The organism is Kitasatospora sp. NPDC041917 (assembly GCF_055589745.1).
This window is the reverse complement of the sequence record NZ_JBVJBI010000033.1, coordinates 25,819-43,822: the sequence shown is the minus strand read 5'-3', so window position 1 is coordinate 43,822 and position 18,004 is coordinate 25,819. Positions and strand designations below refer to the sequence as shown.

The window sequence follows — 18,004 nt, the reverse complement described above, 5'->3', positions numbered from 1 at the left end:
GTCTCCCCCGGATCTCACTGCGACTGGTCGAGGATCTGGAACAGCTCCTCCGCGGTCGCCGTCTCCAGGCTCGCCGCACTGTCGGTGGTGCCGAACTCGCCGAATCGGGCGGCCAGTTCGCGTAGCCGTCGGCCGACCTCGGCCCGCTCGGAGCCGTCGGTGCCGACGTTCTTCAGGACGTCCTCGAACCTGGCCAGCTCGTCCAGGGCGCTCGCGGCCGGGGCGGTCGGCGCCGGGGCCAGCTCAGCCCGGAGGTGACGCGCCAGGTCCAGCGGCGTGGGGTAGTCGAAGATCAGCGTCGCCGGCAGCCGCAGCCCGGTGGCCAGGGCCAGCCGGTTGCGCAGCTCGACGCCGGTGAGCGAGTCCATGCCGACCTTCAGGAAGCCCCGCTCGGCACCGACCGAACCCGCCGAGTCGTGGCCCAGCACCGTGGCGGCCTGGGTGCGCACCAGGTCGAGCAGCGCCTCCAGCCGCTCCCGGTCGGAGAGGCCGGCCAGCCGCTCGGGCAGGTGCGCGTCGCGGGCCGCGGCCCCGGTCCGACCGCCCGCCCCGGACGCCGTCGGCGCCGCGGGGATCAGACCGCGCAGCAGCGGGGGCAGCAGTCCCTGGGTCCGCAGCGCGGCGGTGTCCAGGTTGATCGGCACGACCACGGCGGTGCCGGCGGCCAGACCCGCGTCGAACAGCGCCAGGCCCTCCGCGGTGGACACCGGCGTCATGCCGAGCCGGCGCACCCGGTTGACGTCCAGTTCGGTCAGGTTCCCGGTCATCCCGGTCGGCTGCGCCCACGGACCCCACGCGAAGGAGACCGTGTCGAGCCCCTCCGCCCGGCGGGCCTGGGCGAAGGCGTCCAGGAAGGCGTTGGCCGCGGCGTAGTTGGCCTGGCCCGCGCCGCCGAAGGTGCCGGCCGCCGAGGAGAAGAGGTGGAAGCCGGACAGTCCGGTGCCGCGGGTCAGCTCGGCCAGGTGCAGCGCACCGCCGACCTTGGCGTGCAGGACCCGGTCGACGCGCGCCGGGTCGAGTCCGACGAGCACGCCGTCGTCCAGTTCGCCGACCGCGTGCACGACGGTGCGCAGCGGGGCGTCGGCCGGGATACCGGCCAACAGCGCGGCCGCCGCCGTCCGGTCGCCCACGTCGCAGGCCGCGATCTCGGCCTCGGCGCCCAGGTCGGCCAGTTCGGCGACCAGTTCGGCGGCGCCGGGGGCCTGCGGCCCGCGCCGGCCGGCCAGCACCAGGTGCCGGACGCCGTGCTCGGTCACCAGGTGCCGGGCCAGCGCCTGGCCCAGGGTGCCGGTGCCGCCGGTGATCAGCACGGTGCCGTCCGGGTCGAACACCGGGGTGTCCGGCCGGGCCGGTACGGCCAGTCGGGCCAGCCTCGGCACCCGCACGGCGCCGGACCGCAGCGCGGCCTGGGGCTCGTCGGTGCCCAGCGCGGCGAGCAGGGCGGGGGCGGTGTCCTCGTGGCCGTCCTCGTCGAGCAGCACGAACCGGCCGGGGTGCTCGGACTGGGCGGACTTCAGCAGGCCCCAGGCCGCCGCCGCGGGCAGGTCGGCGGGGGCCTCGGCCGGGTCGGCCGCGACGGCGCCCCGGGTGACCAGCACCAGGCGGGAGGAGCCGAAGCGGTCGTCGGCGAGCCACTGCTGGGCCAGCGCCAGCGCCGTGTGGGTGACGGTGCGGACCGCCTCGGCCGGGTCACCGCCGGTGGCGCCGGCGAGCGGGACCAGGACGGTCGCGGGCTCGTCGGTGCCGCTGAGCGCCGCCGCCACCGCGGCGAGGTCCCGGTGGCGCTCGGGCGGGGCGCCGGCGGCGGTGAGCCGCTCGGCGAGCCCGGACGGGTCGTCACCGGCCAGCAACAGGCGGCCGGGCCGGGTGTCCCCGGCCGGGGCGGCCCCGGTCCACTCGACCTGGAACAGCGACTGTCCGGGGGCCGGGGCGGCGCCGAGGCCGTCCGGCACCGGCCGGGAGACCAGCGCCTCGACCGAGGCGACGGCGAGCCCGGTGTCGTCCGCGGCCTGGAGGGTGATCCCGTCCGCCTCGGCGAAGGCCAGCCGGACCCGCAGCGAGGTGACGCCCCGCTGGTGGCAGCCGACCCCGCGCCAGGCGAACGGCAGCTCGGCCCGGGCCCGTTCGCCGCGCTCGGACTCGCGCAGCGCCCGCAGCATGCCGATGCCGTGCAGCGCCGCGTCCAGCAGCGCCGGGTGGACGCCGAAGCGCTCGGCGTCCGGGCCCGGCTCCGGCAGGGACACCTCGGCGAAGATCTGCTCGTCCCGGCGCCAGGCGGCGCGCAGGCCCTGGAAGGTCGGGCCGTACGCGTAGCCGCGCGCCTCCAGCTCCTGGTAGAAGCCGCCGAGGTCGATCGGCTCGGCGTCCCGCGGCGGCCACTGGGCGAGGTCGAACGCCGGGGCGGGCGACTCCGGGGCCAGGGTCGCGGTGGCGTGCCGGGTCCAGCCGTCGGTGCCGGCGGCGGCCGTGCCGTCGTCCGGCCGGGAGTAGACGCTCAGCATCCGGCGTCCCGCGGCGTCCGGGGCCTGGACGACGGCCTGCAGGCGTACCGCGCCGTGCTCCGGCAGGAGCAGCGGGGTCTCCAGGGTGAGCTCCTCGACGTGGCCGCAGCCGACCTGCGCGCCGGCCTGTACCGCGATCTCGACGAAGGCCGTACCGGGCAGCAGGACGGTGCCGAGCACGGCGTGGTCGGCCAGCCAGGGCTGGGAGCGGCGGGAGAGCCGGCCGGTCATCAGGACGGCGTCCAGCCCGGCGAGGTCGGCGGCGGCGCCGAGCAGTGGGTGCCCGGTGGCGCCGAGCCCGGCCGTGGCGGCCTCGGCCGCGCCGGAGCCGGCCCCGGAGCCGCCGAGCCAGTAGCGCCTGCTCTGGAAGGCGTAGGTGGGCAGGTCGACGGTGCGGGCACCGAGGCCGCCGAGCAGCCGCGCCCAGTCCACGGCGAGGCCGCGCACGTGCGCCTCGGCGGCGGAGGTCCACAGCCGGTCCAGGCCGCCCTGGTCGCGCCGCAGCGAGCCGACCACGGCGCCGCCGCCGGTGACGGCCTCGTCCAGGTCGTCCAGGGTCTCCTGGATGCCGACGGTGTGCATCGGGTGCGGGCTGGCCTCGACGAAGTGCCGGTAGCCCTCGGCCGCGACGGCGCGCACGGCCTGCTCGAAGCCGACCGTGTTGCGCAGGTTGCGGTACCAGTACCCGGCGTCCAGCTCGGCGGAGTCCGTCCAGCGGCCGAGCGCGGTGGAGTAGAAGGAGACCGCGGAGGAACGCGGGGTGATCCCGGCGAGTTCCGCGACCAGCCGCTCCTCGACGGCCTCGACCTGGGCCGAGTGCGAGGCGTAGTCGACCGCGATCCGGCGGACCCGGACCCCGTCCGCCTCGCAGCCGGCGAAGAACTCCTCCAGGGCCCCGGTCTCGCCCGAGACCACCACGGAGGAGGGCCCGTTGACGGCGGCGACGGAGATCCGCCCCGCCCACGGGGCGATCCGTTCCCCGGCCTTCGCGGCGGGGAGCGCGACCGAGACCATGCCGCCCTTGCCGGACAGCGCGGTGATCGCCCGGCTGCGCACGGCCACCACCCGGGCGGCGTCCTCCAGCGACAGCGCGCCGATCACGCAGGCGGCCGCGATCTCGCCCTGCGAGTGGCCGATCACCGCGTCCGGTTCGACGCCCCAGGAGCGCCAGACCGCGGCGAGCGAGACCATCATCGCCCACAGGGCCGGCTGCACCACGTCGACCCGGTCCAGCGCGGCCGCGCCCTCGACGCCGCGCACCACGTCCACCAACGACCAGTCGGTGTACGGGGCGAGCGCCTCGTCGCAGGCGGCGATGTGCTCGGCGAAGACCTCCGAGGAGTCCATCAGCCCGGCGGCCATGCCGGCCCACTGGGCGCCCTGGCCGGCGAACACGAACACGGTGCGGCCGTTCACGGCCGAGCCGGTCGGGGTGCCCTCGGGGGTCTGCCCCGCGGCCAGCCCGGCGAGGCCGCCGCGCAGCTCGGCCCGGTCGGCGGCGAGCACCACGGCCCGTTCGGCGAACGGGGTGCGGGTGGTCGCCAGCGAGTAGGCGAGGTCGCCGAGGTCCGCCGCGGGCTCGGCGTCCAGGTGCGCCAGCAGCCGTTCGGCCTGCTCGCGCAGGGCCTGCGGGCCGCGGGCGGAGAGCACGAAGGGCAGCGTGCCGGCCGCGCGCTCCGCGCGCGGCTCCTCCTCGGGCTCCGGGGCCTGCTCCAGGACGGCGTGGGCGTTCGTGCCGGTCCCGCCGAAGGAGGAGACACCGGCCCGGCGCGGGCCCTCGGTGCTCGGCCAGGGGCGGGCCTCGGTCAGCAGCTCGACCCGGCCCGCGCTCCAGTCGACGTGCGGGGTCGGCTCCTCGGCGAACAGGGTCGGCGGCAGGACGCCGGCGCGCAGCGCCATCACGGTCTTGATCACGCCGGCGACGCCGGAGACGGACTGGGTGTGCCCGATGTTGGACTTCAGCGAGCCGAGCCCGACCGGCCGGTCCTCGGGGCGGTCCTGACCGTACGTCGCAATCACGGCCTGGGCCTCGATCGGGTCGCCGAGCGAGGTGCCGGTGCCGTGCGCCTCGACCAGGTCGATGTCGCTCGGGCGCACCCCGGCGCTGGCCAGCGCCTGGCGGATGACCCGCTGCTGGGACGGCCCGTTGGGCGCGGTCAGGCCGTTGGAGGCGCCGTCCTGGTTGGTCGCCGAGCCGGTGTACAGGGCGAGCACGGGGTGGCCGTTGCGGCGTGCCTCCGAGAGGCGCTCCAGGACCACCACGCCGACGCCCTCGCCCCAGTTGGTGCCGTCGGCGGAGGCGGCGAACGCCTTGCAGCGGCCGTCCGGCGCCAGGCCGCGCTGGCGGCTGAACTCGGTGAAGGAGACCGGGGTGGGCAGCACGGTGACGCCGCCGGCCAGGGCCAGCGTGCACTCGCCGTTGCGCACCGCCTGCCAGGCGAGGTGCAGCGCCACCAGCGAGGAGGAGCAGGCGGTGTCCACGGTGACCGCCGGGCCCTCCAGGCCGAGCGTGTACGCGAGCCGCCCGGACACCGCGGCGGTGCCCGTCCCGGCCAGGAAGAAGCCCTCGGAGGCGGCGATGCCGTCCTGCGCGTCCACGCCGTAGCCCTGGAAGGAGGTGCCGACGTAGACGCCGGCCTTGGCGCCGGCCATCGTCGCCGGGTTGATCCGGGCCCGCTCCAGCGCCTCCCAGGCCGCCTCCAGCAGCACCCGCTGCTGGGGGTCCAGGGTGATCGCCTCGCGCGGGCTGATGCCGAAGAACTCGGCGTCGAAGTGGCCGGCGCCCTCCAGGAAGCCGCCCTCGCGGACGTAGGTGGTGCCGGGCCGGTCCGGGTCGGGGTGGTAGAGCGCGTCCAGGTCCCAGCCGCGGTCGGTGGGGAACGGGGTGACGGCGTCCTGGCGGGCCAGCACCAGCTCCCACAGGTCCTCCGGGGAGCGGACGCCGCCGGGGAAGCGGCAGCCGATGCCGACGATGGCGATCGGGTCGTCGTCCGCGGGGGCCGCGCCGTGCTCCGGCGCGGGGGCCGCGGTGGCCGGGGCGCCGAGCAGCAGGGTGGCCAGGTGGTCGGCGACGGCGGCCGGCGTCGGGTGGTCGAAGACCATGGTGGCCGGCAGCCGCAGCCCGGTGGCGGTGCGCAGCCGGTTGCGGACCTCGACCGCCATGATCGAGTCCAGGCCGACCTCGCGGAACGCCCGGGCGGGCTCGACGTCCCCGGGTCCGGGGTAGCCGAGCACGGCGGCGGTGTGGGTGCGGACCAGGTCGAGGACGACCCGGCCGCGCTCGCCCGCGGGGAGGGCGGCCAGCCGCTGGGCGAACTCGCCCTCGCCGGCGGGCGCCGTGGTCTGCGGCCCGGAGTCGGCGAGCGCCTCCCGGGCCTCGGGGATCTCGTCGACCAGCGGCCGCTCGCGGGCGGCGCTGTAGGCCGGGGTGAAGGCGGCCCAGTCGATGTCGGCGACGGTCAGCAGGGTCTCGTCGTCGGCGAGCGCCTGGCCGAGCGCGGTGACCGCGAGCTGTGGGTCCATCAGGGCCAGGCCCCGCCGGCCGAGGACGGCCATCGCCTCGTCGGTGGCCATGCCGCCGCCGGCCCAGCCGCCCCAGGCGACCGAGGTGGCGCGCAGCCCGAGCGAGCGCCGGTACTGGGCGAGCGCGTCCAGGCGGGCGTTGGCGGCCGCGTAGGCGGCCTGGCCGCTGCCGCCCCAGACGGCCGCGCCGGAGGAGAACAGGACGAAGGCCTCCAGGTCGTCCCCGGCGAGTTCGTGCAGGTGGACGGCGCCGGCGACCTTGGCCTCCAGGGTGGCGGCCAGTTCCGCGACGTCGGTGTGCAGCACGGGCGTGCTCTGGGCGACGCCGGCCGCGTGCACGACGGCGGTCAGTTCCGGCAGCCGCGCCAGCAGGGCGGCGACGGCGGAGCGGTCGGTGACGTCCACGGCCTCGATCCGGACCTCGGCGCCGAGCGCGGTCAGCTCCGCGGCCAGTTCCGCGGCGCCGGGGGCGGCCGGTCCGCGCCGGCCGGCCAGCACCAGCCGTTCGGCGCCGGCCCGGGCCAGCCAGCGGGCCACGTGGCCGCCGACGGCGCCCGTCCCGCCGGTGACCAGGACGGTGCCGCGGGGCTGCCAGCCGTCCGTGCCCGCGGCGTCCTCGCGCGGGGCCCGGACCATCCGGCGGCCGAAGACGCCGGCGGCCCGCAGGGCCACCTGGTCCTCGCCGGTGCCGCCGTGGAGCACGGCGGCCACCCGGGCGAGGGCGCGGTCGTCCGGGTCGGCGGGCAGGTCGAGCAGGCCGATCCGACGGCCGGTGAGTTCCAGTCCGGCGGTCAGGCCGAGGCCCCAGGCGCCGGCCTGCGCCGGGCGGGTCAGCGGGTCGGCGGCCCCGACCGAGACCGCGCCCCGGGTGGCGATCCAGAGCGGTGCCGTGCCGCCGGCCGCCTCCACGGCCCGGACCAGGGCGAGGGTGCGGGCCAGCCCGCGGGAGAGCACCGGGTGGTCCGGGTGGGTCCCCTCGTCCAGGGCCAGCAGGGAGAGCACGCCGGCCGGCCCCTCGGCCACCGCCTCGGCGATCCGCTCGCCGAGGCCGTCGCCGGACGGGTCGTCGGCGGCGGGCGAGACGGTCACCACGCGGGCCCCGTGCTCGCCGAGCGCCCGCGCGCAGAACGCGGCGGTCCCGTCGTCCTCGCCGCCCGGGACGACCAGCAGCCAGGTGCCGGAGAGTTCGGCGCCCTCGGTGCGGGCGATGCGCCGCCAGCGCACCCGGTAGCGCCAGTTGTCGATGGTGGAGCCGTCCCGGCGGCGTGCCCGCCAGGAGGAGAGCACCGGCAGCGCGGGCGCGGCCGCGGCCAGCGCGGCGCGGGCGTCCGGGTCGTCCACGCCGAGCGCCTCGGCCAGCCCGGCCGGGTCGGCCTCGGAGACCGCCGCCCAGAACCGCTCCTCGGCCGGGTCGCGCAGGGCGTCGCCGGCCGCGGCGCCGTGCGCCGTCGGCAGGTCGAGCCAGTAGCGCTGCCGCTGGAACGCGTAGGTGGGCAGCTCGACGGCGGTGGCCGGGGCGCCGCCGAGGACCGTGGCCCAGTCCGGGCGGGCGCCGTGGACGTGCGCCTCGGCGAGCGAGCGCAGGAACCGGGCCGGGCCGCCCTCGTCGCGGCGCAGGGTGCCGACCACGGTCACCTCGCCGGTGCCGGGGAGTTCCTCGGCGGCCTCCTGCACGCCGGGGCCCAGCACCGGGTGCGGGCTGGACTCGACGAAGGTGCGGTAGCCGTCCTCCAGCAGGGAGCGGACGGCGTGGGCGAACCGGACCGGCTCGCGCATGTTGCGGTACCAGTAGGCGGTGCCCAGCTCGGTGGTGTCGAGCGCGCCGCCGGTCACGGTGGAGTAGAAGGCCGTCCGGGCGGGCCGCGGCTCGATGCCGGCCAGCGCCTCCAGCACGGCCTCGCGCAGCGGCTCGACCTGCGGCGAGTGGCCGGCGCCGTTGACCCGGACCTTGCGCACCCGCACGTCCTCGGCGGCCAGCGCCTCGACGAACCCGTCGACCGTCCCCGGGTCTCCGGCGACCACGATCGAGCGCGGGCCGTTGACGGCGGCGATGTGCAGCTCGCCCGGCCAGGCCTCGATCCGGGCGGCCACCTCGTCCTCGGGCAGCGAGACCGACGCCATGGCGCCCTGCCCGGCGAGCGCCAGGAGCAGTCGGCTGCGCAGCGCGACGATCCGCATCGCGTCGGACAGCGTGAGCGCGCCCGCGACGTGGGCCGCCGCGATCTCCCCCTGGGAGTGCCCCACCACGGCGGCGGGGGTGATGCCGTGCGAGCGCCAGAGCGCGGCCAGCGACACCATCATGGTGAACAGCACGGGCTGGACGACGTCCATCCGCTCGATCGGCGGGGCGTCCTCGGAGCCGCGCAGCACGTCCTCCACCGACCAGTCGGCGTACTGGGCCAGGGCGGCGTCACAGGCCCGGACGGAGTCGCGGAAGACCTCGGAGGCCTCCAGCAGACCGGCGGCCATGCCGGCCCACTGGGTGCCCTGGCCGGGGAAGACGAACACGGTGCGGCCCCCGGCGGCGGCGACGCCGCGCACCAGGCCCTCGGCCGTCCGGTCCTCGGCGAGCGCCGTCAGCAGCTCGGTGAAGGACTCCCGGTCGTCGGCGAGGAGCACCGCGCGGTGGTCGAAGGCGGAACGGCCGGACGACAGCGCTCCGGCGACCTGATCATTCGTCAATTCCGGACGGGTGGAGAGGTGTTCGCGCAGCCGTGCGGCCTGCGCGCGCAGCGCGGCCTCGCCGCGGGCGGACAGCAGCCAGGGGGTGGGGGCGCCGGCCAGGGACGGGGCGGCCGGCCGCGCCGGGGCCTCGGCCCGCTCCGGCGCCTCCTCCAGGATCACGTGGACGTTGGTGCCGCTCATGCCGAACGAGGAGACGCCCGCCCGGCGGGTGCGACCGCCCCGCGGCCACGGCACCGGTTCGGTGAGCAGGCGCAGCGCGCCCGCCGACCAGTCCACGTGCGGGGTCGGCTCGTCCACGTGCAGGGTGGCGGGCAGCAGGTCGTGCCGCATCGCCTGGACCATCTTGATCACGGCGGCGACGCCGCCCGCGGACTGGGTGTGCCCGATGTTGGACTTGACCGAGCCGAGCCACACCGGGCGGTCGGCCTCCCGGTCCCGGCCGTAGACGGCCTGGAGCGCCCGTGCCTCGATCGGGTCGCCCAGCTCGGTGCCGGTGCCGTGCGCCTCGATGGCGTCGACGTCGCCGGGGGCGAGCCGGGCGGCGCTCAGCGCCTGCCGGATGACCTTCTGCTGGGCCCGGCCGCTGGGGGCGGTCAGCCCGTTGCTGGCGCCGTCGTGGTTGACGGCGGTGCCGCGGACCAGGGCCAGCACCCGGTGGCCGTTGCGGCGGGCGTCGGAGAGCCGCTCGACCAGCAGCATGCCGGCGCCCTCGCCCCAGCCGGTGCCGTCGGCGGCGGCGGCGAAGGCCTTGCAGCGGCCGTCGGTGGAGACCGCGCCGCCCTGGGTGCCCTCGACGAACATGGTCGGCACGACCATCAGGGTCACGCCGCCGACCAGGGCGAGCGAGCAGTCGCCGCGCCCGAGCGCCTCGCCCGCCGTGTGCAGCGCCACCAGCGAGGAGGAGCAGGCGGTGTCGATGGACAGCGCCGGACCCTCCAGGCCGAGGGTGTACGCGACCCGGCCGGAGGTGACGGAGGCGGCGGTGCCGAGCATCAGGTGCGGGCCGATGCCCTCGGGCACCTCGGTGGCGCCGACGCTGTAGCCGGTGGTGGCGTTGCCGACGAAGACGCCGGTCGGGCTGCCGTGCAGCGTGGTCGGGTCGATCCCGGCGCTCTCGATCGCCTCCCAGGCCGTCTCCAGCAGCAGCCGCTGCTGCGGGTCCATCGCCAGGGCCTCGCGCGGGCTGATGCCGAAGAAGGCGGGGTCGAAGTCGGCCAGGCCGTCGACGAAGCCGCCGTCGAGGCCGTCCGCGAAGCCCTCCGGGAAGGCTCCGAGGTCCCAGCCGCGGTCGGTGGGCACCGGGGTCATGGCGTCCACGCCCTGGCTGACGATCCGCCACAGCCCCTCGGGGGTGTCGGCGCCGCCGGGCAGTCGGCAGCTCATGCCGATGATCGCCAGCGGGTCGTCGGCCGGGCCGGTGGCGGCCACCGGGGCCGGGCCGGCGGTCCCGGACGCGGGCTCGGACTCGGACGCGCCGAGCAGTTCGCGACCGAGCTCCTCGGCGAGCAGCGCCGGGGTCGGGTGGTCGAAGACCAGGGTGGCCGGCAGCCGCAGGCCGGTGACGGCGGAGAGCCGGTTGCGCAGCTCGACCGCGGTCAGCGAGTCGACCCCGAGCTCCTTGAACGCCCGGTTCGGGTCGACCGGTTCGGGACCGGCGAAACCGAGCACGGCGGCGGCCTGGCCGCGCACCTGCTCCAGCAGCAGCCGGAGCCGGTCCTCCGCGCCGAGTCCGGCCAGCCGGCGGCCGAGGGCCGAACCGGCGGCGGCCGGGTCGGCGCCGGAGACGCGCCGGGTGCCGCCGCGGACGAGTTCGCGCAGCAGCGGCGGCAGCGACCCCGCGCCGGCGGCCAGGGCCGCCTGGTCCAGCCCGGTGGCGACCAGCGCCGGGTGGGGCAGGGCGAGCGCCGCGTCCAGGGCCGCGAGGCCGCGCTCGACGGAGAGCGGCGGGAAGGCGGAGCGGGCGATGCGCTCGCGCTCGGCCCCGGTCAGCCGGCTGGTCATACCGGCGGTGTCCTGCCACGCGCCCCAGGCCAGCGACAGCGCGGGCAGCCCGGCGGCGCGGCGGCGGTGGGCGAGGGCGTCGAGGTAGGCGTTGGCAGCGGCGTAGCCGGCCTGCCCGGCGCTGCCCAGGGTGCCGGCGGCGGAGGAGTAGAGCACGAAGGCCGCCAGGTCGGCGTGCCGGGTCAGCTCGTCCAGGTGCGCGGCGGCGTCCGCCTTGGCGCGCAGGACGGCGGCGGCGCGCTGCGGGGTCAGCCCGGTGACCACGGCGTCGTCCACCACGCCGGCCAGGTGGAACACCCCGGTCAGCGGGCGGGTGAGCCCGGCCAGCACCGCGGCGAGCGCGTCCCGGTCGGCGGCGTCGCAGGCGATCAGCTCGACCTGCGCGCCCCGTTCGGCCAGCGCCTCGGTGAGCGCGGTGGCGCCCTCGGCGGCGGGCCCGGTACGGCTGAGCAGGGTGAGGTGGCGGACACCGTGGGCGGTCGCCAGGTGCTCGGCGAGGACCCGGCCGAGGCCGCCGGTGCCGCCGGTGACCAGGACGGTGCCGTCCGGGTCGAAGGCGCGCGGCAGGGTGAGGACGACCTTGCCGATCTGGCGGGCCTGGCCGATGTGGCGGAACGCCTCGGGGGCGGTGCGCACGTCCCAGGCGCGCAGCGGCGGCAGCCGCAGCTCGCCGGCGCGGAACAGCTCCAGCAGGGTGGCGAGGATCTCGCCGATCCGCTCGGGGCCGGCCTCGATCAGGTCGAAGGCCTGGTAGCGCACGCCGGGGTGGCGGGCGGCGACCTCGCCGGGGTCGCGGACGTCGGTCTTGCCCATCTCGATGAAGCGGCCGCCGCGCGGCAGCAGGTCGAGCGAGGCGTCGACGAACTCGCCGGCCAGGGCGTCCAGCACCACGTCCATGCCGCGGCCGCCGGTGGCTTCGGCGAAGCGCCGGGCGAAGCCGGTGTCCCGGGAGGAGGCGATCCGGTCGGCGGCGACGCCGAGGGCGCGCACCGCCTCCCACTTGGCCGGGCTGGCGGTGCCGTAGACCTCGGCGCCCAGGTGCCGGGCGACCTGGACGGCGGCGGTGCCGACGCCACCCGCGGCGGCGTGGATCAGCACCGACTCGCCGGCCCGCAGGCCGGCCAGGTCCACCAGGCCGTAGTAGGCGGTGGCGTAGGCGATCGGGACGGCCGCGGCCTCGGCGAAGGACCAGTGCGCGGGCATCGGCGCCAGCAGCCGGTGGTCGGTGACGGCGACGGGGCCGAACGCGGCCGGGCAGAGGCCGAACACCCGGTCGCCCGGGCTCAGGCCCTCGACGTCCGGTCCGACCTCCAGCACCACGCCGGCGGCCTCGCCGCCGAGCACGACCTCGCCCGGGTACATGCCGAGCGCGCCCAGCACGTCGCGGAAGTTCAGGCCCGCCGCGCGCACGCCGAGCCGCACCGCGCCGGGGGCCAGCGGGGCGGCCGGGTCGACCGGCAGCAGTTCGAGGGCCTCCAGGGTGCCCGGGTTGCGGGTGTCCAGCCGCCAGGCCCCGGCTCCGGCCGGGGCCGGCAGGCCGGCGGGCACGGCCGCGCGGACCAGTCGGGCGGCGGCGAGTTCGCCGTCGCGCAGCGCCAGTTGGGGTTCGCCGCAGGCGACGGCGGCGGTCAGCACCTCGGTCGGCACCGGCACCCCGGCGGGGGCGTCCAGCAGGACGAAGCGGTCGGGGTGCTCGGTCTGCGCGGTGCGCACCAGGCCCCAGGCGGCGGCGCCGGCCGGGTCGGCGACCGGGTCGCCGGGGGCGGCGGCGACCGCGTCGCGGGTGAGCACCACCAGGCGGGCGGGCGTGAAGCGGTCGTCGGCCAGCCAGTCCTGGAGCACCGTCAGCACCCGGGCGACGGCCTCCCGCGCCGAGCCGGCCGGGCAGGGCAGCACCACGATTCCGGGCACGTGGCCGTCCTCGTCGACGGCCGCGGCCAGGGCGTCCTCGGCGTCCAGCAGCGCGAGGTCCGCGGGCACGGCGACCTCGGTGCCGCCGTCGGCCGGGCGCCGCCAGTCCACCCGGTACAGCCCGGCCGGGTCGGCGGACGGACCGGCGGGGGCGGCCGCGCGCAGCACGAGGCGCTCGACGGTGACGACCGGCCGGCCGTCGCCGTCCCAGGCCACCAGGGAGAGCGCGTCCTCACCCAGCGGGGTGATCCGGGCCCGGACGCCGGGGGCGCCCGAGGCGCGCAGGGCGACCCCGGTCCAGGAGAACGGCAGTCCGGCGGTGAGCGCGGCGGGGCCGGCTCCCCCGTCGGCCGTCGAACGGACCGCGAGCGCGTGCAGGACGGCGTCCAGCAGCGCCGGGTGCAGGCCGTAGCGGCGGGCCTCCTCGGGGTCTCCGGCCCGGGCCTCCAGCAGGATCGCGTCACCGTGGCGCCAGGCGGCGGCCAGGCCGCGGAAGGCCGGGCCGTAGGCCAGTCCGGCCGTCTCCAGCAGCTCGTACACGGCGTCCACGTCGGCCGGGGCGGCGTCGGCGGGGGGCCACTGCTGCGGGGCCGGCTCGGCCGCCGCGCCGTCGGCGGTGGGGGCCAGCACGCCGGTCGCGTGCCGGGTCCAGGGCCGCTCCGGCCAGTTGTCGTCGGCCCGCTCCTCGGGCCGGGCGTGCACCGTGACGGTGCGGCGGCCGTCCGGGCCGGCGGCGCCGACCGCCACCTGGACCTGGACCGCGCCGCGGTCGGGCAGCGCCAGCGGGGCCTCCAGGACCAGTTCGTCGAGGTCGCCGCAGCCGACCTGGTCGCCCGCGTGGACGGCGAGTTCGACGAAGGCGGTGCCGGGAACGACGACCCGGCCGTGCACCCGGTGGTCGGCCAGCCACGGGTGGGCGTCGGCGGACAGCCGTGCGGTGAACAGCAGTTCGTCCCCGCCGGCGAGCGAGATCCCGGCGCCGATCATCGGGTGGCCGATGGCACTCAGGCCCGCCGCGGTGACGTCGCCGCGCCAGGAGGCGGTGTTGGGCCAGTACGGCGCGGTCTCGAAGGCGTAGGTCGGCAGGTCCAGCAGGCGTCCGTCACCGAAGACGGCGGCCCAGTCGACGGCGCCGCCGTGCACGTGCAGGCCGGCCAGCGCGGTGGCGACGCTCAGCGGCTCGGGCCGGTCGCGGCGCAGCAGCGGGGCCAGGAAGACGGTGTCCTCGCGGTGGGCGAGGCTCTCCCGGGCCATGGCGGTGAGCACGCCGTCGGGCCCGAGTTCGAGGTAGCGGGTGACGCCCTGCCCGTCGAGGTGCCGGACCCCGTCGGCGAACCGGACGGTCTCGCGGACCTGCCGGGCCCAGTGGTCCGGGTCGGCCAGCTGCTCGGCGCCGACGGGGGCGCCGGTGAGGTTGGAGACCACCGGGATCACCGGCGGCCGGAACGCGAGCCCCGCGACGACCTCGCGGAACTCCGCCAGCATGCCGTCCATGTGCGGCGAGTGGAAGGCGTGCGAGACCCGCAGCTCGCGGGTGCGCAGGCCGCGTTCGCGCCAGGTGGCGGCGAGCGCCAGGACCGCTTCGCGGTCGCCGGAGACGACCGTCGAGGCCGGCCCGTTGACGGCGGCGACGGCGACCCGGTCGGCCACCGCGGCCAGGTCCTCGCGGACCCGCGCCTCGTCCGCGCCGACGGCGAGCATCGCGCCGCCCTCGGGCATCGCCTGCATCAGCCGGCCGCGCGCGGCGACCAGGGTGCAGGCGTCGTCCAGCGGGAGCGCGCCCGCGACGTGGGCGGCGGCGACCTCGCCGACCGAGTGGCCGAGCAGGAAGTCGGGGGCCGGGCCGAAGGCGGTCGCCAGGCGGTACAGCGCCACCTCGACCGCGAACAGCGCGGCCTGGGTGTAGGCGGTCCGGTCGAGCAGCGCGGCGGTGTCGCTGCCGGGCTCGGCGTCGAGCACGGCGCGCAGCGGCGGGTCGAAGTGCGGGTCCAGCCGTTCGCACACCTCGGCCAGGGCCTCGGCGAACACGGGCTGGGCGGCGGCCAGTTCGGCGCCCATCCGGGCGCGCTGGGCGCCCTGGCCGGTGAACAGGAAGGCCAGCTTGCCGCTCCTGCGGGCGGCGGCGCCGCGCACCACCCGGCCGCTCTCGGTGCCGTCCTCCAGGGCGGCCAGGCCGGCCAGCAGGCCGGCGCGGTCGGCCGCGACGACCACCGCGCGGTGGCTCAGCGCGGCGCGGGTGACGGCCAGCGAGCGGCCGAGGTCCGCCGGGTGCACCGCCGGGTCGGCCGTCAGCAGGGCGCGCAGCCGCGCGGCCTGGCCGCGCAGCGCGGCCTCGCTCTTGGCACCGAGGACGAAGGGGAGTTCCGCGCCGGCCGGGCCTGCCATGGCCTCCGCCGCCCCGGGCTCCGCGGCCGCCGGCTCGTCGGCCGCCGGCTCGTCGGCCGCGGGCTCGTCGGCCTCCTCCAGGATGATGTGGGCGTTGGTGCCGCTGATGCCGAACGAGGACACGCCGGCGCGGCGCGGCTCGGCGCCGCGCGGCCAGGGCCGGGACTCGGTGAGCAGTTCCACCGCGCCGGCCGACCAGTCCACGTGCGGGGTCGGTCCGTCCACGTGCAGGGTGGCCGGCAGCACGCCGTGCCGCAGCGCCATCACGGCCTTGATCACGCTGGCCACGCCGGCCGCGGCCTGGGCATGCCCGATGTTGGACTTGACCGAGCCGAGCCACAGCGGACGGTCCTGCGCCCGGCCCTGGCCGTAGGTGGCCAGCAGGGCCTGGGCCTCGATCGGGTCGCCCAGCTCGGTGCCGGTGCCGTGCGCCTCGACCAGGTCGACGTCCCCGGTGGACAGCTTGGCACTGGCCAGGGCCTGCATGATGACCCGCTGCTGGGACGGCCCGTTGGGGGCGGTGAGCCCGTTGGAGGCGCCGTCCTGGTTGGCCGCCGAGCCGCGCACCACGGCGAGCACCGGGTGCCCGAGCCGGCGCGCGTCGGAGAGCCGCTCCACCAGGAGCACGCCGACGCCCTCGGACCAGCCGGTGCCGTCGGCCGCGGCGGCGAAGGACTTGCACCGGCCGTCCCCGGCCAGCCCGCGCTGCTTGCTGAACTCGGTGAACACGCCCGGGGTGGCCATGACGGTGACGCCGCCGACCAGTGCCAGCGAGCACTCGCCCTGGCGCACCGAACGGGCGGCCAGGTGGAGCGCGACCAGCGAGGAGGAGCAGGCGGTGTCCACGGTGATCGCGGGGCCCTCCAGGCCCATCGCGTAGGAGACCCGGCCCGAGATGACGGCGCTGGCGCCGCCGGTGAGCAGGTAGCCCTCGCCGCCCTCGTGCGGCGCCCCGGCGACCAGCGCGGTGTACTTCTGGTCGCCGGCGCCGATGAAGACGCCGGTGTCGCTGCCGCGCAGCGAGGTGGGGTCGAGGCGGGCGCGCTCGACGGCCTCCCAGCACGCCTGGAGCAGCAGCCGCTGCTGCGGGTCCATCGCCAGCGCCTCGCGCGGCGAGATGTCGAAGAACCCGGGGTCGAACTCGGTGGCCCCGGTGACGAAGCCGCCCTCGCGCACGTAGCTGGTCGCGGCCCGGTCCGGGTCGTCGTCGAAGAGGTGGTCGAGGGCCCAGCCGCGGTCCTCCGGGAAGGGGCCGATGGCGTCGGCGCCGTCGGCCACCAGCCGCCAGAGGTCCTCCGGTGAACGGACGCCGCCGGGGAACCGGCAACTCATCCCGATGATCGCCAGCGGTTCGGCGTCCGCCGCCTCGAAATCGGCCAGGCGTTGCCTGGTCCGGTGGAGATCGGCGGTGACCCGCTTCAGATAATCGCGAAGCGTATCCTTATCAACCATCTGGTGAAACCCTCTTCCACGGATGGCGCGACGAATAGACGGAGACGACCGGCCGGCCCGTTAAGGGAATTCCTGGACTTTCGCCGCCGCCGCGTGCACCAGCCGCCCAATTCACCGGTCCCGCCCGACGCAGGCTAATCGTGGCCCGGCGCCGTCAACCACCCCTAGCCTCAAGGATTCCCCCTTAACCAGCACGCCGTCGGGAAGGATAGGGGTTGACCCCTCATCACCGTCCGCCGGAGCCTGGGGGAAAAATTTCCTCGCGATGATTGGCCGGGTCATGGTGGAGCGGCAAAGGACCAGGGTTCTCTTCGACCTCAACGATCCGCAGCTCCATAGGAACAGATACGCCTACTATCGGCGGCTGCGCGAGACGGAACCCATTCACCATTCGCCGTACGGATTCTGGACACTCAGCCGGTACGACGACGTGGACGCGTTCCTGCGCTCCCCGCAGGCGTCCTCCAGCGTCACCACGGATCCGGCGTTCGCGGAGCAGCGCGGCGGTCCCGACAGCCCGGCGATGCGCAGCCTGAGCCGCTGGATGCTGGTGAAGCACGGCGAGGAGCACCGCAAGCTGCGCCGCATCATCGCCCGGGCGGTGACGCCGCGCGCCGTGCAGCGCCTGGAGCCGGAGATCCTGCGCATCGTCAACCGGCTGATCGACGACATGGGCGAGGGCGAGGTCGACCTGATCGAGCAGCTCGCCGCCCCCGTCCCGGTCGCGGTGATCTGCGGTCTGCTGGGCATTCCGATCGAGGACGCGGACAAGTGCCTCAAGTGGACGAACGCGATCGCCAACATCATCGACCCGCTGATCACCCCGCGGATGCGGGACGCGATGAACCAGGCCGAGCCGGAGTTCAGCGCCTACATCCGGCACCAGATGGAGCTGCGCCGGGCCGAGCCCCGGGACGACGTCCTGACCATGCTGATGGCGAAGGACGAGGACGGCGAGGGGCTCAGCGACGAGGACGTGATCGCCCAGGTGCTGCTGCTGTTCAACGCCGGGCACGAGACCACGATCAACGTCATCGGCAACAGCCTGCACGCCCTGCTGACCAACCCCGACCAGCTGGAGCTGCTGCGGGCGAACCCGGGGATGATGGGCGACTGCTTCGAGGAGCTGGCCCGCTACAACTCCACGGTGCAGGTCATCCTGCGGCACCTGACCGACGACCTCGTCCTCTCCGGGCAGCGCATCCCGGCCGGCGACGTCGTCCTGGCGATCCTCGGCGCCGCCCACCGCGACCCGGCGAGGTTCCCCGACCCGGACCGCCTGGACCTGCGCCGCGAGGGCGTGAAGTCGCTCGCCTTCGGCTCCGGGCCGCACTACTGCATCGCCGCGATGCTCGGCCGGACCGAGGTCTGCCTGACCATCACCGAGCTGCTGCGGCGCTACGGGAGGATCGAGCTGGCCTCCACGGAGCTGGAGTGGCACACCCGGTTCAACTTCGTGCTGGGCCTCAAGCGCCTGCCGCTGCGGGTCGCGTACCGCGCCTGAGCCGGCGGCCCGCGGACGGAACCGCCCGGGAGCGTACGAGACG

At 76.9% G+C, this 18,004-nt stretch carries 2 protein-coding genes; one reads left to right on the top strand and one right to left on the bottom strand.

Features of this window, described 5'->3' with window-relative positions:
* Nucleotides 1-14: 14 nt before the first annotated feature.
* Nucleotides 15-16,457, bottom strand: a complete 16,443-nt coding sequence (locus ACZ6EM_RS30465) for a type I polyketide synthase (RefSeq protein WP_465773721.1) — start codon at nucleotides 16,455-16,457, stop codon at nucleotides 15-17.
* 280 nt (nucleotides 16,458-16,737) lie between these two features.
* Between ACZ6EM_RS30465 and ACZ6EM_RS30460 the strand changes: the two genes are divergently transcribed.
* A complete protein-coding gene (locus tag ACZ6EM_RS30460) occupies nucleotides 16,738-17,961 on the top strand; it encodes a cytochrome P450 (protein ID WP_387728112.1) in 1,224 nt (407 codons plus the stop codon).
* Nucleotides 17,962-18,004: the final 43 nt, after the last annotated feature.

Excerpts from the sequence above, each read along its gene's own strand:
- ACZ6EM_RS30460 (WP_387728112.1), top strand. The coding sequence starts at position 16,738 with ATGGTGGAGCGGCAAAGGACCAGGGTTCTCTTCGACCTCAACGATCCG.
- ACZ6EM_RS30465 (WP_465773721.1), bottom strand. The coding sequence starts at position 16,457 with ATGGTTGATAAGGATACGCTTCGCGATTATCTGAAGCGGGTCACCGCC.